The following is a 17,356-nucleotide window of genomic DNA, read 5'->3' on the forward strand; positions in this document are numbered from 1 at the left end:
TCAATTAAAGAATCAGTCTACTTTGGAAGCTGATCCTGTTCAGCCGGATGCATCGATTCGATCAGGTCATGTTTATTGAATTGTTTGTACTCTGGTTTTGCTTCATAATCCCGCCAGGCTTCTTTCATCTTGTCTTCAGAGATATCATCTAAAGTAATGCCTTCGCTTGGTGTTGGAGTCGCATCAAACTTCAATGTTGTCATATCTGTGCTCCTATTCTCAATTTTCCTTTGTCTTCAACATAGCACTTTCCGCAGGAGTTGCAAGGGCAAAATCGATACAAATAATCCAGTTTAATTTTTCTTTTAGTACGTTCTCATCTAAAATATAGCCGCATATCGTTTTGATCATTTTTTCCCGATTTAAGTTTTGGAGTTTCCCCTATGTCATACCGCACTTTATCCCAGTTTTTACAACAACAAAGCGGGAATCTCACACCTGAACTTGCACAAGTTATTGAAACGATTGCAAACACTTGCAAAGACATTGATCAATTACTGCAAAAAGGTGCTTTAGCGGGTGTATTGGGAAGTGCACAGCATGAAAACGTTCAAGGCGAAGAGCAAAAGAAACTAGATGTCATTTCTAATGACTATTTGATTGATGCCTTGCAGCAACATCCAAATGTGGGTGGTTTGGCCTCAGAAGAACTGGATGAATTCACCCCTGCACAAGAAAATGGTCAATTTCTGGTATTGTTCGATCCATTAGACGGTTCAAGCAATATCGACATCAATATGTGTGTTGGTACCATTTTTTCGATTCTTCCTGCAAAAAATGCCGTGACTCAGGCAGAAGACTTTATGCAAGCCGGTGTTCATCAGGTAGCTGCAGGTTATGTGCTTTATGGTCCATCGACCATGTTGGCATTGACCGTCGGCGCAGGCGTAGTGTTCTTTACCTATGACCCTGAGACTCAAGAATTCCTACTGACTTCTGAAGCCATTCAGGTAGCTGCAGATACTAAAGAATATGCGATCAATGCGTCGAATCAACGTCATTGGGAAGCACCAGTACAGCGTTATATCGATGAATTGTTAGCAGGCAAAACCGGTCCTCGTGAAAAAGACTTCAATATGCGTTGGGTTGCCTGTATGGTGGGCGACATTCACCGTATTCTTTGCCGTAGCGGTATCTTCATGTATCCATACGACCTTAAAGATCCGGCTAAAGCAGGCCGTCTACGTTTAATGTACGAAGCCAACCCAATGAGCATGCTCATGGAACAGGCTGGCGGTGCATCGACTACAGGTCGTGTGCGTATTCTTGAGATCGAACCGACAGATCTACATCAACGTGTGCCAGTGATCATTGGTTCTAAAAACGAAGTTGATCTTGTGACCAGCTACCACAACTAATTTTTATAGCGGCAGTCGATATTGAATCGGCTGCCGTGGATTATATCTCCCATGCCAACTTTTTTTCTTGATTCAAAAGACAATCCAAAGATTAAACACTTACGTGGTTTAATTGAACAAAATACCTATCGTAAAAAACAGGGTCAAACGGTTTTAGAAGGCACGCATCTGTCTCTCGCCTGGCTACATGAAAACCGTAAAATTGATTCGATTTTCACTACAGAACATGCACTTTCACATCCTGATTTCGAGAAAATTCTCGCAAAATACACAGGTATGGTCTTTGTTCTGAGCGAATCTTTATACAAAGATTTAAGTACCTTAGGAACATCTTTAGCGTGTTTAGCTGTGGTCACTTTACCAACAGCAAATTATGCATTGGATTTTAAAGCAGACACTTTGATTCTGGAAAATGTACAGGATCCGGGTAATGTAGGCACCCTGCTTCGCTCGGCTGCTGCTGCCGGTATTGAACAGATTGTGTGTACCAAAGGTTCTGCCTCGCTCTGGTCTCCACGCGTATTACGTGCCGGTATGGGTGCACATTTCACACTGCAAACCTTTGAAAATATCGCGCTTGAACAAATTCTTGAGCAATTTCAAATCCCTGTCTATGTAACTAGCTCACACCGTGCTGAAAGCCTGTATTCAAAAGACTTACGTAAACCTTGCGTGTGGATTCTGGGTAATGAAGGCCAAGGCGTGTCTGATTATGCGATGCAACATGCTGAAGCCGTGAGCATTCCGCAACCTGGCGGTCAGGAATCACTGAATGTCGCAATTGCAGGTTCGATCTGTTTCTTTGAAATGGTACGTCAACGTATCTAATTAGGGATTTAGGTTACAGTGTTTTAATACGACCCTGCCCATGTATAAAATAGATTAAACTACAAAAATAATAAACTTAATTGTCAACCAAACCAGGATTCCCAACGTTATATGATTATGAACTTGGGAATAATGGTGGGTGTCCAATGACAGGATTTTCCATCTCTATGGATTTAGCACCAAAACAGTTGCAAACACACGATGTAAGTATTCTGAAGAGTACGGCTGAAGCACGTCTGAAGAATTTCATGCAGGATGTGACGGGGCGTGCCTTGGTGATGATGGAAAGTGCGACTCAAGGTCATCATGGTATTGCCATGGATCTGGTTCAGGAAGCTTTCATTTCCTTACACAAATCCTATGCAGAAAAAAGTACTGAAGAATGGTATCCCCTATTTTATACCATTCTCAACAACAAGTTACAGGACTGGCGTCGTAAAGAGTCACGGCGTGGTCAAATGTTTTCATTTTTCAAGAAAGTCAGTCTTGATGACGACGAAATTGAATTTGATGATGTCGTCGATGAATCAACACCAACGCCGCTGGACTTTCTCGATCAGGCAGTCACTGCTGAAGAAATCCAGGAAGCGATTGCAAAATTGCCTGTGCGTCAGCAGCAGGCATTTATGCTCAGAGCTTGGGAAGGATTTGATACGCATACCACCGCACAGATTATGAACTGCACAGAAGGCAGTGTAAAAACCCATTACCACCGTGCTATCCAAGGCTTACGCGCCTCTTTAGCACATTTAAATCCATATCTGGGAGGGTCATCCGAATGAATCAAGATGATTTCTTAAAACAAGTAACTTCCAAACTTGATGGACTGGCACAACAACATAAAGACAAACCTGTTGTCATGCACCATGTTCTTGAAGAAATTCAGGATTCAAAACACTCACGCTTTGCATTTCTAAAAATGTCAGGTTTTGCTTTGGCAGCTGCGATTGCAGGCGTTGTGGTATTACCGAATCTTTCGGACCATAACGAACCGCAAACTCAAATGGTGTCAGTCCCAAAACTGTCTCCGCAAATGCTTGAAGATTTAGAAATGTTAATGGTTTTAGGTGAGGACAAAGTTCCACATGGCAGCTAAAAAATTGGTGATTGCTTTTTGTGCATTCAGTTTTCTGCAAACCAGCTTTGCAGGATTTGAACGTTTTTGGCTATTTTCCAAAGATGCGAATACCCAAGTAACTGATACTTGGGATAGTCTTTCTGATTCTGAACAATTGGCACTGATTAAACGTTACCAATCTCTAAAAGAAATCCCCGAACAACAACGTGTTAGCTTACAGCAGCGTATGGACTGGTTTACTCAACTCCCTAATGCGGAAAAACAAAGAATGCGTGAGACTTGGCAAATGATGAGCAGTCAGGAACGCAAAGAACTGGGCGCACGTATGCAAAAAGCGTCTCCTGAGCAACGCCTTGCCATTCGCGAAGAATACATTCTCAAATATCAGCAAGTGACTCAGCAGCCTAACTCGCATTAAAAACTTAATATAAAAAAGCCTCCATATGGAGGCTTTTTTGATGTTTCAATCATATTTTATTTTCTTAAGCGGCGATAACCTGCAAGCCCTAATAATCCTAGTAGCCCCCACATTCCAATTGCCCCACCACTTGAGGACGTATTCGTATTTTTAACTGTATTACGTAACAAGATTGTCGCTTTTTCTGACATTTTTTCATCAGCATCAAAAATCGCATAATCCATGCTGTAATTTGCCTGGCTTAAATTATTTTTTACACTAAATGTCAGCTGTCCACCATAACAGGTCTGATTTTGGTAGGTATCAGGACAGGCTCCTTGTCGCTCTGCCTTCAGTGAAACTCCCGCAGGCAGCTTAACAATATGAATCGGGATCTCTTTTCCATCTTTATCTTGATAAAAAGCCGACTTTCCTGATGGTAGAGGCCCATCCCCATCATCACTATCATTTTCAAGCGGATTTACCATCACTGTAAGATTATTCTCTGGACTAAGCCGATATTCATCATCTTTTGCAATTGGTGCAATGTTGTTAAAAGCTGCTCTTAAGAGGCCAGCACTGCTTACACCTGTAGCCTGGTCTTTAAGTGTATAACTACAGAACTCCATATCAACCGAACTGGTCTGCTTACCATCAGTGCGATACATCATGATCCGGTTTAAATCAGGTTTCCACTCACATTTAAGATTTGGATCATTGGGATTTCCTTCCACAGTGGTCGAATTACCAGTACCAATTAACTTACCAACACCTAAAGTTTTTACACTGACCTCATAATTTTCTGAATTTAAGGCTTTAATTTGAATCTTATCATTGGTTAGAGTTTCTTGAGGCATAGCCAAGATAAAAGGATTAATATAGATTGCGCGATATTTCTGATATTGCTTGGTATATTTAAGCAAATCCTGATAACTTTTCAATTCTTCCTTTAAACCAGGAAGCTCATTTTCTGGAGTATTTTTATCAGCAATGATTTCTTCGAGATCATCTATATTCTCCTGATAAAAGTCATTGAGTTCTACCAAACTCTTATTTTGCAAGTCCGTAATATCGGCTGCAGTCAAACGTCGGATTTCAACTGAGCCGATCTCGCAAGTATTTTTTGCACTTGGATCAAATGTTAATGTGGATCCAATCACACGATCAATACCACGCTGGTCTTGTTCAATACAGCCACTCACTCCGATATCTACCAAATCCGTTGCGGTCTGATTATCACGCGGGTAATATAGCCCTAAATAGCGATTATCAATAGCAGGCTCAATATAATTTGTTAATAAACTGCTGATTATATTGTTAGAGACATCAAGATTATTTGAAGTAGTATCTTCGTCTAATTCTGGCAATACGCAACGTGATGGCCCAGTCGTTTGAATTGCATTTCGAATTGTAGAAAATTCAACACGTTGTGCCTTGGTCGGATTCCCCTGATTTAAGGCATATTCACAAGACAGGCCTTGGTTAAAGGCTAAAATATTGAAATTAAAATACCTAAACCCGGTATTGTCATAAAATAAAGTAGATTGGGCTGTATTTTCAACAATAGTATTACTTAATGCAGTTAAACTGGAGAATTTACTGAGCGGACGATTAACTTCATTCGTCATACGCACAATATGTCCTGTGGTACTGGCAGTATTCTTCGCAATAGTAGAGTTAACAATTTCTACTGTGGCATAGCCACAAAAATCAATAATACTGTTAGCAGTGTCTGAACCATTTTTAACAATACTACTGGAATTAATTTTCACATTGGTTTGAGTTGTACCTAAATTTCCCTGACAATCCATCGCCAGAACACTACCATATGAACTCGCCTGATTTTTTTGAATCAAAGAATCCTGAATGACAATATTCCTTTCCGTATTCATTGCTACACTATAAATCGCACCACCTTCTGCAGCTGCTCGGGAATTTACTATTTCACTGGTATTAATACTTAAAGGCCCTGCTACATAAAAAGTACCGCCATTACCTTTATCCAAGGTATTTATTGCTGCATAGCCATCCTTTAAGATCAGATGATGAATTTCCAGACTGGATTGACTGGCCATACTATTAAATAATCTGGTTTTCCCCTGGCCCGAAATAGTACTTTTTAAAGCCTCCCGGGTTGGATATAACAGCGTAATCGGACTACGACTAGCATAATTAAGCGGAGTTTTCCCATAAATTTTGAGCGCTGACTCTACGATCAGCTCTTTATCTAATTTGTACTCGCCTGCTTCAAGCTGAATCACATCTGCAGCTGAACCATCCAATCGAAGCGTACGTCCTACATTACATCCGCCATAAGATTTATCCAGTTTTGCAGTTTTAATGGCTTCTCGCAAAGAACAGGCATTATTATTCTCGCCATCTTCATCAGCAAAAGTAGTCACATATATCGTTTTATCTTCGGCTGCCATCAAACTCATGGCAGATAAAATCATGGCCGCAAGCAGTCCTTTTTTATAATTTTTCATGATTTTTCCTTAATCTTTTAATCCACGGCGTAAACCTATTAATCCGAGTAAAATCAGTAATCCACCACACCCCCATGAGCCGCCTGAAGTTTTGACTGCTTTGTCTTCCATTTCATTTTTTGGCTCCTGAACAATTTGAGTAGTAATAGTCAAATAAGGTTTACTTTTATTAAATCGTGTCGATGAGGTCACCACTTGTAGTTCGAAAATATCTGCTCCATGCCAGGTAGAATCGGGGGTATAAACGACATTGCCATGAATATCGATGATTGTTTTACCCTTGGAAGCTGTTTTGGTTTGTACCACTTTCAAACAGCCATCTTGCCAAGGCTCACCCGTCGGATTATGACCAACAATGGCATTACACTGTTCTTTTGGAATTAAATCACTATCTCCCAGATAAGATTCAATTGAAAACTTGGCAATTTCACCCTTTAACAGATCTTGTCCCACTAGACTGCCTGAAATTGGTATTGTGATTTCAACAGCACCTCGATCACAAAACAGATTATCCATCAAACGGTTGATCCCACGCTGATCTGCCGCCTCACATGCTACTGTTGGATTTGCTAAACTCAATCCTGTGCCTCTATTCACAATCGGTGATTCACTCACAAGGATATAGTTCAACAAAATTCGTGGGCGCATATAACCGAGAAATTGTCCTTTAGGAACGCTATATGGACAAAGTATGGCATTATTATTTTCTTGTAGGGTCTGACAAGCACCTTCACTTTTATCTGAGGATTCAGCAAAAAGTCGTGTACCACTCCAGAATTGGTTCGGTGCGACGGCATCCCCTACACCACACGAGGCTGTCAGTAGATTATTTTGCGACACAGACTTATCACCAGTGATAATTTGGCAATCCTGTGTACCATTTCTTAAAATAATACTATTCGCTACATAAGCTCTTCCATACGGTGCATGGATATTTAAAGCAGTATTTTCATTGTCAACTATGGTGAGATTATTCAATCCCATCCCGTCCAGGACATTAATAAATACACCCTTATTTTTTAGTATCGTACTACTTAATACCTCCCCACTAATACCTTGATCTTTACTGGAGTCAGCAAACTGTCCCGCGCTATAAATATTGGTCGCGGAATTATCCAGTGTCTGATTATTTTTAAGTACACTTTGATAAATGAGGAAAGCAGGTAGCTCGCTATACAGGATCCCGCCTCGTTGGGCTTTATTATTTTCGATCAGACTATTTTTAATTTGTGCACGGCTTGTTAAGTTCTGACCAAACTTGCCAGCATTATAAATTGCCCCACCCAAGTTGGCAGCAGCATTAAATAGACGGTTATATTCTAGAATTAGCTGACCTTTATTATAAATTAGGCCACCTTGTTCAGCACAACTGGTTTTACCACAGCCTTCAAGATCCAGTTCTTTCAAATTTAACTGAACCAATGTATCTGTACTGTTGATCCGGAAAAGGTTATCAGTACCTTTCATTTGAATATGAGCATTATGCAAGCCTAATGCTTTTTCATCCGTACTGAATTCGCCATCACTTTCTGCGACCGCACGGATGGTAAGAGATTTTTTAATCGCGATATGCTGGTTCAACACATAGGTATTTTTTTCTTTTAAAATAATGGTACTGGATGAGTTCTCCCCACCACACCCCATAAAACCTGATTTAGCTAAGCCACGGTTAACATACTCAACAGCTTCTCGAAGTGAACATTCCTTGTCATCTTTTTCAATATCTTCTGTAGTGGTTACAATAATATCTGCACTATACGACTGCCCCGCTATACATAGCAAAGCTATGCCTATGCTCTTCTTGAGCATAACCTTCTCCTTAATTTTTATTTCTTTCTTTTTCTTCTAAAGTTGCAGAATCCTTGCAACAGCGAATTATTTTGCCTTACTGTGGCATAGACTGAGTAATTACTCAAGAATTTTTATGATTTACCGATATTCGTCAATCAAGGCATATATCTGCCGCAGATTGGCATTGCTGACTTTCAACTTTTCCCCTTTAAGTAGTTGAATAATCTGCTCTAATCTTTGAAGCAGTACTGAAGTTTGATGCGGCCCATGGCTGAGTAAATAGTCAAAGATTTGAGGATCTAAATGGATCCCACGACGATCGAGTACCGAGGAAACCAGCGCATAGCGATCAGCATACAGACTGCCACTCGGAACACGGGTACTGACCGCCTGCGTGAGACGGGATTGTAAATCTGGCAATTCAAGTTTGAGTTCGATAGGTGCAAAACGTGACGAAAACACCAACTGTCCACCACCTTCATTATTATAATTAATCAAGTGAAAGACGGCGCGTTGCCAATGGGGTACGCCACTAATCGCTTCGATATCATCGAGTGCTACCAGATCAAAACGATCCAGAGAGGTAATCGCCTCAGTCGGTGCATCTAAAAGCTCAAGCAAAGATACCTGAATTGCAGATTTACCTACTTCCAGATAAGAGTCACAGATGGCAGACAACAAATGACTTTTACCTGTACCGGCTCCCCCATAGACATAAAATTGGTTGATCAGGCCTGCATGTAATTGACGGACAGCATCAATGACATGCCCCCAACCCGGCCCTGAAAAATCACTGATTCGGGCATCGAGCTGAGGTTCTATATCTAACTGCAATTGACGCATACGATTTTTTGGCCTTATGAGTCTTTACGATGTGGATCATGAATTTTACTTGAGTTCTCCTCTGCTTGCAGCGGTTTTTTCTGTGGCTTTTTCATTTCAATATCAACATCTAAGTCTGCTGTTTCAATATTGATTGAACCGGTAGATGCATCTTGTATGATAACAGCCTGATCACCATAAAATGGCGTATGTTCATAATACTCACGGATATGCCGCAGCAGTACCACAATCACGGCTGCCACTGGTAAGGCAATCAGCATACCCAAGAATCCGGCCAGTTGCGCACCTGCCAGAACTGCAAATACTACAGCTACAGGAGAAAGACCAATTTTATCACCTAGTAAGAACGGTTGTAGGATATAGCCTTCTACAGCCTGACCCACCATGAATACAATCCCCACCAGTACCAGCTGCCACCAGTCGATTCCAAATTGGAAAAAGGTTGCAATGACTGCGGCAATAATTCCAACCGCAAAACCAAGATACGGAATGATACTGCACAATCCGGCAATCATCCCGATGATCAAGCCAATCTCCAGGCCAATCAGTTGCAGTCCCACTGCATAAACCACGCCCAACAGAACCATGACCAGGAACTGACCTTTGACAAAGGCACCTAAGACACTATGACATTCACTCACAATAGTTAAGGTTGTTTTTTCATAAGGACGGGGAATTAGACGGCGTAAGCTGTCCAGCATACGATCCCAATCCAGCAAGAAATAAAAGGCAATAATCGGAATCAGGACAATCGTGCCGCCAATCTGGATAAAGTTTAGGCCAGACTGTGCCAGTTTTAGCAGCATTGCCTGAATACTGTCAGCACTATAATTGGTCTGGACATAGTCCATTACGACTGAGGAAATCTGATCGGTATCGATTTCCATCGGGACCAGATTAAAGCTATCGGAAAGCCAAGGTAAGAACGTGTAATTGATCCAGTGAATCCCGGCCGGAATGCTATCACGCGCATACATCAGCTGCTGCCAGACTAGTGGCACCAGATACCACATCACCAATGTAACCACGATCCCAATCCCGATAAATACGATACTGATCGAGAGCCATCGAGCCAGCCCAATGCGGTGCAAAACATTAACCAAGGGGCTAAATAAATAAGCAATTAGAAAAGCTGCAACAAAAGGAACTACAACTGGTTTAAGCAGATATAAAACCCAAAGTATCAATGCTATACCAGCAAGTATAAGAATGCGCCGTAAAGTACGATCGACCATAGAATCTTGCCTTTTCTCTATTAATCATTCTAAAAATTAAAATATTTTAATAAAGATAGCATTTTAGGCCACAAATACCATAAGAGTTTTACATATTCAGGTTATAATCGCACCCGCGAATGCGGAGACTTCATTATGAGCAACTCAACTTCTACCCCAAACACTGGTTTAAGCTACAAAGATGCAGGTGTCGACATTGAGGCGGGCGACGCGTTAGTCGATCGTATCAAATCTGTCGCTAAGCGTACCTCACGTCCCGAAGTTATGGGCGGTCTAGGTGGCTTTGGTGCACTTTGTAAAATTCCTAAAGGTTATGAAGAACCTGTTCTCGTATCTGGCACAGATGGTGTTGGTACAAAATTACGTCTGGCACTGAATTTGAACCGTCATGACACAATTGGTCAAGACCTGGTTGCAATGTGCGTGAATGACCTTCTTGTCTGTGGTGCTGAGCCACTGTTCTTCCTTGATTATTATGCAACTGGTCACTTAAATGTTGATGTTGCTGCAAATGTAGTCACTGGTATTGGCGCTGGTTGTGAACTTGCTGGCTGTGCATTAGTTGGCGGTGAAACTGCTGAAATGCCAGGCATGTATGAAGGCGAAGATTACGATCTTGCAGGTTTCTGTGTCGGTGTTGTTGAGCAAAGCAAAATTATTGATGGCTCTAAAGTCAAAGCGGGTGACGTTTTAATTGGTGTAGCTTCTTCAGGTGCGCACTCAAACGGCTACTCACTGCTTCGTAAAATCCTGGACGTGAAAAACGTTGACCTGAATCAAATCGTCGATGGTCGCCCACTTGCAGATGCTGCAATGGAACCAACACGTATTTATGTCAAATCAATTCTTGAACTGTTAAAACACGTTGATGTGCATGCGATGGCACACATCACGGGTGGTGGTTTACCAGGTAACTTGCCGCGCGTACTTCCAAACGGTGCTCAAGCGCTTGTGAATGAATCTTCTTGGGAGTGGCCTGAGCTATTCAAGCTTCTACAACGTGAAGGCGGCGTAGAACAGTTTGAAATGTACCGTACTTTCAACTGTGGCGTCGGCATGGTGCTGGTTGTTGATGCAGCTGATGCAGACAAAACTGTTGAACTACTTAACCAGCTTGGCGAAAATGCATGGGCGATGGGTCAGATTCAAGACAATGCTGAATCAGTTGCAGGTGCAGACGAAAAAATTCGTGTGATCTTTGCGTAATTTCGCATGATTAAAATTGCTGTACTTGTTTCAGGTAGTGGATCAAATCTGCAAGCCTTGATTGATGCCAATCTTTCAGGGCAAATTGTGGGCGTAATTTCCAATAAACCTGAAGCCTTTGCTTTAACGCGTGCACAACAGGCAGACATTCAGACTGCAGTTATTGAACACAAGCAATATCCGAATCGTGAAGCTTTTGATGATGTCATGCATCAACAGCTTTCGGACTGGGATGTAGATCTGGTGGTACTTGCCGGCTTTATGCGAATTTTAAGTGAAAAGTTTGTGAAAGCCTGGGAAGGGAAAATGTTGAACATTCATCCTTCCCTATTGCCTCATTATAAAGGCATGCATACGCATCAGCGTGTACTCAATACCGGTGATGTTCTGCATGGCTGTACAGTGCATTATGTTACGGCTGAGCTGGATGCAGGGCAAGCGCTTGCTCAAGGTGTTCTCAAGGTTTCTCACCACGATACGGTAGAAAGCTTGGCAACACGTGTGCATACCCTCGAACATGTGATCTATCCACAAGTTGTAGAATGGATTTGTAGCGGAACGATTCAACATACTGAAGATGGTGTGCTGTATCGAAATGAGAAAATGCAAGCGCCTGTTCAATTCTGCAAGTTTTAAAAAAGTTTAGAAATAAAAAACGCATCCTCGGATGCGTTTTTTTATTTCCAATACATTCGATGACTCAGGCAGACTGTTGCTGAATCAATTGCTTTACCAAGCTCGCGACTTGATCAGGTTGTTCCAATGGGAACATATGCCCGCCATCGACTACGGTAAAAGGAATACCAAACTTCTTTTGCACTTGCTGCGGGAACTTGCGGGCCAGAAATGGACCTTTCTTAGCCACAACTAAATGCACAGGAATTTTGGGTTTTGCCTGAGGCAACCACCATAGTGACGGATTGGTTCTAAAGACTGCGACCTCATCCATTTTAGGAATAGTGAGTTCTACCCCACCCCGGATGTGATCATCCTGCAAGGCATGGTCAATATAAGCTTGGAAGCAATCTGCATCAAAATCCTGATAAAAACCTTTAGGGCGCAGCAATTCAGCGGCTTGTTCACGTGAATCCCAATGGTCACGACGGCGTTTGGACAGACCGGCCGGAGACATTTTATCCAATGCTTTTAAGCGAAAAGTTTTCGCAATATGCAAGGCAAAGGCTTCTTTGCCCATAATCATCGGCGGGTCCAGCATGATCATTTGTGAAAACAGTTCCGGACGCTGCAAAGTCGCCTGCAGAGTTAACACAGATCCCAAAGAATGCCCCAGACCAATGACAGGTCGCCCATGTGACTGACGTACAATACTGTCAATCACTTGCTGGGTCAGGCTTTTCCAATGGTTATCAACCGGATAACGCTTATCCGGCCCTAAAAGCGGCACATAGATAATATCGTAATCATCTTGCAATTCATCAAACAGCTTTTGATAGACTTTAGATGGCACGCCATTGGCGTGCGCGAAATGAATCAGTGGTTTCATTGCAGTGTCGTGCTATTTTCTGACTGAAGCTTCTGTGCAACTGAAGAAGCAATTCCATCCCCAATCGATGAACCCATACGACCCAAGACTGATTCAAATGGACTATATTCAATGGTGTAATTCAACGCTTTTTCAGTTTTCAGTTCGCGTTTCAAGGTATTTAAGCTACCGATACGATCCGCAATACCTAATTTCACCGCCTGATCACCGGTCCAGAACAAGCCAGAGAAAATAGCAGGATCATTGGATTTCAATTTATTGCCACGTCCTTGTTTAACTGCATTAATAAAGTGACCATGCACATTATCCAGCACACCCTGTACGTGGGCTTTTTGCGCAGGATCAACCGGCTGAGTCATAGACAGCAAAGCTTTATTTTCACCTGAAGTCATGGTGCGATCTTCAACACCTAATTTTTGCAATAGATTAGTCACACCATAATTCGGCATGATCACCCCAATTGAACCGACCAAGCTCGATGGATTGACAATAATTTCATCCGCAGCTGAAGCAATATAATAAGCACCTGAAGCACCAGTATCGCCAATCACGGCATACAATTTTTTCCCAGAATGCTGTTTTTTCAGATACTGAATTTCCTGCCAGATTTCATCGGACTGTACCGGTGAACCGCCAGGTGAGTTGATATTCAGCACCACTGCTTTACTTTGTTTATTTTCAAAGGCTTTTTTCAATGATTTGATGGTATTGCTACTGTTGACGCTCTGCTTGTCGGCTGCAATCGTACCCACAATATCCACGACTGCGATATGCGAACCCGCAGCAGCGCTAGCATCTGAAGAAACTGAACTACAGCTTTTGCCTAATGCCAAAATGACAACAAGCAGATAAGCAAAAGTCAGAAATTTAAAGAAAATTCCCCAACGGCGTGCACGGCGCTGTTCTTCTACCGAAGCTAAAACTGCTTTTTCAAGCAATTTCCATTCCGGACCAGTCGGTTGAACTGGCTGTTGCGTATTTTGTATTTGATTTTCAGGTTTTGGTGGCCAATCGGACATAAATAATCCAATAAATTGATTTATATTGAATCCATTATATACACTGAATCGGGTAATTCTGTCTAAACAAAACGTTTTCGCCTATAATAAATTTTGTTCTCTTTTTTTGTACTTAGACGAAATCAATGACGAAACAGGGCTCACGGAATTCAGCTTACGGATTACTCAAATACATTAGCCGCCAACCGCTTCCGGTTTCTCGCTGGATGGCCCGTATTCTGGCCTTTATTGTGAACAGTTTTAAAGTCACTAAAACTTCGGAAGTCATTCGTCTCAACCTTGAAATCAGTCTTTCAGAACTGTCTAATCAGGAACGTGAACAGATTAACCGTGCTGCGGTTCGCAATGAATTAATGTCATATTTCGAGTTCTTTACTATTTGGGGCTCAAGCAATCAGAAAAATCTTAAACGCGTTCATCGCGTTATTGGCGAAGATCTACTTCATGATGCCATTGCACAAAATAAAGGCCTCGTGTTAATCGTGCCGCATTTTGGTACCTGGGAAATTATGAATGCCTATATTGCCCAGTTCACCTCAATGACCATTATGTACAAACCTGTGAAAAATCAGGCTGCAGATCAATTTGTACGGGCCGCCCGTAGTCGTGAACAAGCGCATCTGGTGCCGACCGATGAATCTGGCGTCCGTCAGATTTTTAAGGCCTTAAAACAAGGCGGCACTACGGTCATCCTGCCGGATCATACCCCGAATATCGGTGGTGAATATATTCCCTATTTCGGTGTGCCTTTAGCTACGAGTAATTTGAGTGCTAAGCTGATTCAAAAGACCAAAGCGCGCGCCCTGTTTTTATATGCTCTACGTAATACTGCAGATGGATTCGATATCTTTATCGAAACGGTTGATGAAAAAATTTATAGTGGCAATGCCAATCAAGGTACGCAAGTCATTATCAACAGTATTGAAAATTTAATTCGCCGCCATCCGGAACATTATCACTGGAGTTATAAACGCTTTAATGCGCATCAAGACTTAGGAAATCTCTATAAACTTGAGCATGAACAAGCCCTGGACAAAGTAAATGCGTTGAAAACACAAGAACTACATGAAGTTTCGTCCATACTGGAATCGGTCACTTAAAGGCTGACGATACAACCACTGCCATTCATGTCGTTCGGCAGAAAGTACCAGTTTTAAGCCTTGTTGCTGAAAGTGCACACTCCCCTGTTCTGCCGTGGTCAATAATGGAATATTAAGAGCTTTTAACCGTTGCTGAGTCAATTGGCTTGGATGGCCATAGCGGTTAAATTTTCCAGCCGAGGCAATCGTCAATTTAGGCCGCAAAACTTCTAAAAATTGATAAGCTGAACTGTGCTGACTGCCATGATGGCCGAGTACCAGCACATCGACTTTAAGTTCCGGATAATCTTGAAGCAGCTGATATTCAGTTTCCCAACCCGCATCCCCCATCAGTAAAAAGTTTTGATACGGTCCGGCATTTTTAACTTGCAGATATATCACACAAGAGCGGTCGTTTTTATTGAAGTTTGGCGTATTTAACTGCTGCTGCCGAGGTGCCAGAATTTTAAAGTTAATCGTCTCAGACCATTGCCATTGCTGTCCTGCATAACAAAACTGAAAACTTGAAGAAGCAGCTGTTTCAGGCATCTGATTGGATGACACTTGTCGGATGTTTAGTTGATCTTTAATGCTGTGATATGCACCGCTATGGTCCTGATCCAGATGGGTCAAAATCAGTTGATCCAGTTCTCCAACACCTTGCACAGACAAAAATGGCATAATCACTTGCCGACCAATACTGAATTTTTCTTCATTATAATAACCGCCCATGTCGATCATCATGCTCTTTTGCCCTTCCCGAATGAAGATGGCCTGTCCCTGCCCGACATCCAGAACAGACAGCTGAAATGCATGCTGATTAAGTTGAGGAATGTACAGTGGTAAACAGGCAAGTGCTGTCCAGCTTTTGGGCACTAAGCCACGCGGCAAAAAGACAATTAATAAGCCCAAAATACATAGACCCATCATCCAGACATTCATGGCCACAGGAATCAGTTGCGGTGCAAACAGCCGATCAAGCAGATTCAAAAATGCCAGCAGTATATGAATAAAAATATCATTGAGCTGAAACAGCAGACTCGACAATGGTTCAGAGACGAAAAATAATAAAGCCGCCAGAATATCTACGGGAACTATCAGCAGGCCAATCCACGGGATAGCCACCAGGTTGCTTAGCGGGGTAATCCAAGCCACCTGCTTAAAAAACAACATCATTAAGGGAAACAGGGCCAGAAAGATTTTCCACTGCGACTCCATCAAAACTTTTATTGCAAAATACAGTCGTTGTAATGCTGTTTGTACTGTTTGATGCGGTTGCTGCTGAATGGTTTGATAGATCCGCAGCAAGACAAAACAGGCCCCATAAGACAGCCAGAATGCGGCCGACAAAATGCTAAAAGGATCAAAGAGCAACAATAAGGCAGCACTTAAAATCAGCAGTTTTAATGGCTGCATACTTTGCCTGAGCAGCAGCGTAAAAGTCACAATCACACAAATCAGTAAAGTGCGTAACGCCGGAATTTCAAAACCGACAAAGGCACAATACAGCAATACACATAACAAAAAAGGCAGACTCAAAAAATACTGCCTTGGCCATTTCAGATAAATCTGCGGTACGTACCTTGAAATCAGATATTGCAACGCTCCACAAACGATAAAGGCAAAGATCAGGACATGCGGTCCGGAAATCGCCAGTAAATGACTCATGCCAAAACGCTGGAATTGCTGTTCCGTCGCTTGATCCAAGAGACTTTCATCACCACTTAATAGAGCCAGTAACAAGCCTTTCTGCTGTACTGGTTGTGTGGCCACAAACTCTCTTAAGGTCAGTCGCTGCTGTTCTACCCAAAGCAAAAATCGCTGATTCAAATTTTTCTGCTGACGTAGATATTTAGCATGACCTAGTGCATAGAGTTGTTGCGGTTGCAACTCTTGGATATGTTTAATCCTAAACCCGGCCATAACATTTTGCTGCAAGGCCCATTTTTCTGCATCAAAAGCACCCGGTGTCGCATAACTATGGTTAGGTCGAATCTGGCCTTGTAATAAATAATAGTGTCCCAGTTCAAGAGTCTGCTGTTTGGTTACATCATTTCCTAAACTGGATATGACAGGATCTGAAACTGGCAGAAAACCCATCCACTTAACTGTAATGCCATCAGGGTTAAGCACATGCAGGGCTTGCTGGATATTCTGATCGCCCAGTTTATTCAGCTCTTTGATATAGACCACGATTTCTTTTTCAGATACCTCGTGTTCTCGCTTGGATAAACGTTCAGCCAGTTGCAGATTGGCATAAGCATGACCTAAAAATAGTCCCAAAAGCAGGCTTGATCCAGTGATCAACAAGCTTCGCAGTGGTGTATTCAAGATGAGCTTTAATTTATGGCAACACAGATACCACAACAGCGCAACGATCAAAACTGCCGTTCCGCTCAGTTGAACAGACAGGAAACTTTTCCCCATACACGCAAGGCCTAAAATCCAGCCAATACATAGCCACTGCAACATTGAATCTTATTCTGTCTTGTTATTATTTTGCCCAATAATAAAGCCCACCGGAGTGAGCTT

The 17,356-nt window shown here is 42.2% G+C and carries 16 protein-coding genes; 8 read left to right on the forward strand and 8 right to left on the reverse strand.

Features of this window, described 5'->3' with window-relative positions:
- Window positions 1-17: 17 nt before the first annotated feature.
- A complete protein-coding gene (locus tag Q9R21_RS02775; RefSeq protein WP_004645674.1) occupies window positions 18-203 on the reverse strand; it encodes an NF038105 family protein in 186 nt (61 codons plus the stop codon).
- Window positions 204-383: 180 nt separating this feature from the next.
- Between Q9R21_RS02775 and Q9R21_RS02780 the strand changes: the two genes are divergently transcribed.
- The 5 genes from Q9R21_RS02780 (at window position 384) to Q9R21_RS02800 (ending at window position 3,682) form a co-directional block, all read left to right on the forward strand.
- Window positions 384-1,358, forward strand: a complete 975-nt coding sequence (locus Q9R21_RS02780) for a class 1 fructose-bisphosphatase (RefSeq protein WP_044112048.1) — start codon at window positions 384-386, stop codon at window positions 1,356-1,358.
- Window positions 1,359-1,409: 51 nt separating this feature from the next.
- Window positions 1,410-2,186, forward strand: a complete 777-nt coding sequence (locus Q9R21_RS02785; RefSeq protein WP_004279118.1) for an RNA methyltransferase — start codon at window positions 1,410-1,412, stop codon at window positions 2,184-2,186.
- Window positions 2,187-2,353: 167 nt separating this feature from the next.
- Complete coding sequence (locus tag Q9R21_RS02790; RefSeq protein ID WP_004645678.1) at window positions 2,354-2,968, forward strand: RNA polymerase sigma factor; 615 nt, start codon at window positions 2,354-2,356, stop codon at window positions 2,966-2,968.
- The gene (locus tag Q9R21_RS02795; RefSeq protein WP_004645680.1) at window positions 2,965-3,282 is read left to right on the forward strand and encodes a hypothetical protein; all 318 of its coding nucleotides are present in this window, start codon (window positions 2,965-2,967) and stop codon (window positions 3,280-3,282) included. Before Q9R21_RS02790 ends, Q9R21_RS02795 begins: the two co-directional genes overlap by 4 nt.
- Entirely contained in the window at window positions 3,272-3,682 is a 411-nt protein-coding gene (locus Q9R21_RS02800) for a DUF3106 domain-containing protein (RefSeq protein WP_004645681.1), read from the forward strand. The genes Q9R21_RS02795 and Q9R21_RS02800 overlap by 11 nt, the downstream gene beginning before the upstream one ends.
- Window positions 3,683-3,738: 56 nt before the next feature.
- Here the strand turns inward: Q9R21_RS02800 and Q9R21_RS02805 are convergent, their stop codons facing one another.
- The 4 genes from Q9R21_RS02805 to cxpE all read right to left on the reverse strand — a co-directional run bounded on the left by Q9R21_RS02805 (window position 3,739) and on the right by cxpE (window position 10,016).
- The gene (locus Q9R21_RS02805) at window positions 3,739-6,147 is read right to left on the reverse strand and encodes a CSLREA domain-containing protein (RefSeq protein ID WP_311203683.1); all 2,409 of its coding nucleotides are present in this window, start codon (window positions 6,145-6,147) and stop codon (window positions 3,739-3,741) included.
- 9 nt (window positions 6,148-6,156) lie between these two features.
- The gene (rbtA, locus tag Q9R21_RS02810) at window positions 6,157-7,956 is read right to left on the reverse strand and encodes a rhombotarget A (protein WP_311203684.1); all 1,800 of its coding nucleotides are present in this window, start codon (window positions 7,954-7,956) and stop codon (window positions 6,157-6,159) included.
- Window positions 7,957-8,076: 120 nt separating this feature from the next.
- On the reverse strand, window positions 8,077-8,781 hold the full coding sequence (gene hda, locus Q9R21_RS02815; protein WP_004645685.1) for a DnaA regulatory inactivator Hda: 705 nt from the start codon (window positions 8,779-8,781) through the stop codon (window positions 8,077-8,079).
- 14 nt (window positions 8,782-8,795) lie between these two features.
- Window positions 8,796-10,016 (reverse strand): chloramphenicol efflux transporter CxpE, encoded by a 1,221-nt coding sequence (cxpE, locus tag Q9R21_RS02820; RefSeq protein ID WP_184412313.1) that lies wholly within the window; start codon window positions 10,014-10,016, stop codon window positions 8,796-8,798.
- A gap of 135 nt (window positions 10,017-10,151) precedes the next feature.
- Here cxpE and purM point away from each other — a divergent pair, with 135 nt between their 5' ends.
- Both purM and purN read left to right on the forward strand, forming a co-directional pair.
- Window positions 10,152-11,222, forward strand: a complete 1,071-nt coding sequence (purM, locus tag Q9R21_RS02825) for a phosphoribosylformylglycinamidine cyclo-ligase (protein ID WP_311203685.1) — start codon at window positions 10,152-10,154, stop codon at window positions 11,220-11,222.
- A gap of 6 nt (window positions 11,223-11,228) precedes the next feature.
- Window positions 11,229-11,858, forward strand: coding sequence for a phosphoribosylglycinamide formyltransferase (gene purN / locus Q9R21_RS02830; protein ID WP_005103865.1), 630 nt, complete (start codon window positions 11,229-11,231; stop codon window positions 11,856-11,858).
- A 64-nt stretch (window positions 11,859-11,922) separates the two neighbouring features.
- Here the strand turns inward: purN and Q9R21_RS02835 are convergent, their stop codons facing one another.
- Complete coding sequence (locus tag Q9R21_RS02835; protein WP_213687512.1) at window positions 11,923-12,726, reverse strand: alpha/beta fold hydrolase; 804 nt, start codon at window positions 12,724-12,726, stop codon at window positions 11,923-11,925.
- On the reverse strand, window positions 12,723-13,745 hold the full coding sequence (sppA, locus tag Q9R21_RS02840) for a signal peptide peptidase SppA (RefSeq protein WP_004731760.1): 1,023 nt from the start codon (window positions 13,743-13,745) through the stop codon (window positions 12,723-12,725). The genes Q9R21_RS02835 and sppA overlap by 4 nt, the downstream gene beginning before the upstream one ends.
- A 125-nt stretch (window positions 13,746-13,870) precedes the next feature.
- Here sppA and Q9R21_RS02845 point away from each other — a divergent pair, with 125 nt between their 5' ends.
- The gene (locus Q9R21_RS02845; protein ID WP_311203686.1) at window positions 13,871-14,845 is read left to right on the forward strand and encodes a lysophospholipid acyltransferase family protein; all 975 of its coding nucleotides are present in this window, start codon (window positions 13,871-13,873) and stop codon (window positions 14,843-14,845) included.
- Here the strand turns inward: Q9R21_RS02845 and Q9R21_RS02850 are convergent.
- The gene (locus tag Q9R21_RS02850; protein WP_311203687.1) at window positions 14,807-17,296 is read right to left on the reverse strand and encodes a DNA internalization-related competence protein ComEC/Rec2; all 2,490 of its coding nucleotides are present in this window, start codon (window positions 17,294-17,296) and stop codon (window positions 14,807-14,809) included. The two genes, Q9R21_RS02845 and Q9R21_RS02850, sit on opposite strands and share 39 nt — an antisense overlap.
- Window positions 17,297-17,356 lie beyond the last annotated feature (60 nt).

Origin of the sequence: Acinetobacter sp. RG5, assembly GCF_031844265.1 — a bacterium.
Lineage (GTDB): Bacteria > Pseudomonadota > Gammaproteobacteria > Pseudomonadales > Moraxellaceae > Acinetobacter.

Coding starts and splice junctions, on each gene's coding strand:
- cxpE (WP_184412313.1), bottom strand. CDS start 10,016: ATGGTCGATCGTACTTTACGGCGCATTCTTATACTTGCTGGTATAGCA.
- sppA (WP_004731760.1), bottom strand. CDS start 13,745: ATGTCCGATTGGCCACCAAAACCTGAAAATCAAATACAAAATACGCAA.
- Q9R21_RS02785 (WP_004279118.1), top strand. CDS start 1,410: ATGCCAACTTTTTTTCTTGATTCAAAAGACAATCCAAAGATTAAACAC.
- Q9R21_RS02850 (WP_311203687.1), bottom strand. CDS start 17,296: ATGTTGCAGTGGCTATGTATTGGCTGGATTTTAGGCCTTGCGTGTATG.
- Q9R21_RS02790 (WP_004645678.1), top strand. CDS start 2,354: ATGGATTTAGCACCAAAACAGTTGCAAACACACGATGTAAGTATTCTG.
- Q9R21_RS02780 (WP_044112048.1), top strand. CDS start 384: ATGTCATACCGCACTTTATCCCAGTTTTTACAACAACAAAGCGGGAAT.
- Q9R21_RS02800 (WP_004645681.1), top strand. CDS start 3,272: ATGGCAGCTAAAAAATTGGTGATTGCTTTTTGTGCATTCAGTTTTCTG.
- purN (WP_005103865.1), top strand. CDS start 11,229: ATGATTAAAATTGCTGTACTTGTTTCAGGTAGTGGATCAAATCTGCAA.
- purM (WP_311203685.1), top strand. CDS start 10,152: ATGAGCAACTCAACTTCTACCCCAAACACTGGTTTAAGCTACAAAGAT.
- Q9R21_RS02845 (WP_311203686.1), top strand. CDS start 13,871: ATGACGAAACAGGGCTCACGGAATTCAGCTTACGGATTACTCAAATAC.
- Q9R21_RS02795 (WP_004645680.1), top strand. CDS start 2,965: ATGAATCAAGATGATTTCTTAAAACAAGTAACTTCCAAACTTGATGGA.
- Q9R21_RS02835 (WP_213687512.1), bottom strand. CDS start 12,726: ATGAAACCACTGATTCATTTCGCGCACGCCAATGGCGTGCCATCTAAA.
- rbtA (WP_311203684.1), bottom strand. CDS start 7,956: ATGCTCAAGAAGAGCATAGGCATAGCTTTGCTATGTATAGCGGGGCAG.
- Q9R21_RS02775 (WP_004645674.1), bottom strand. CDS start 203: ATGACAACATTGAAGTTTGATGCGACTCCAACACCAAGCGAAGGCATT.
- Q9R21_RS02805 (WP_311203683.1), bottom strand. CDS start 6,147: ATGAAAAATTATAAAAAAGGACTGCTTGCGGCCATGATTTTATCTGCC.
- hda (WP_004645685.1), bottom strand. CDS start 8,781: ATGCGTCAATTGCAGTTAGATATAGAACCTCAGCTCGATGCCCGAATC.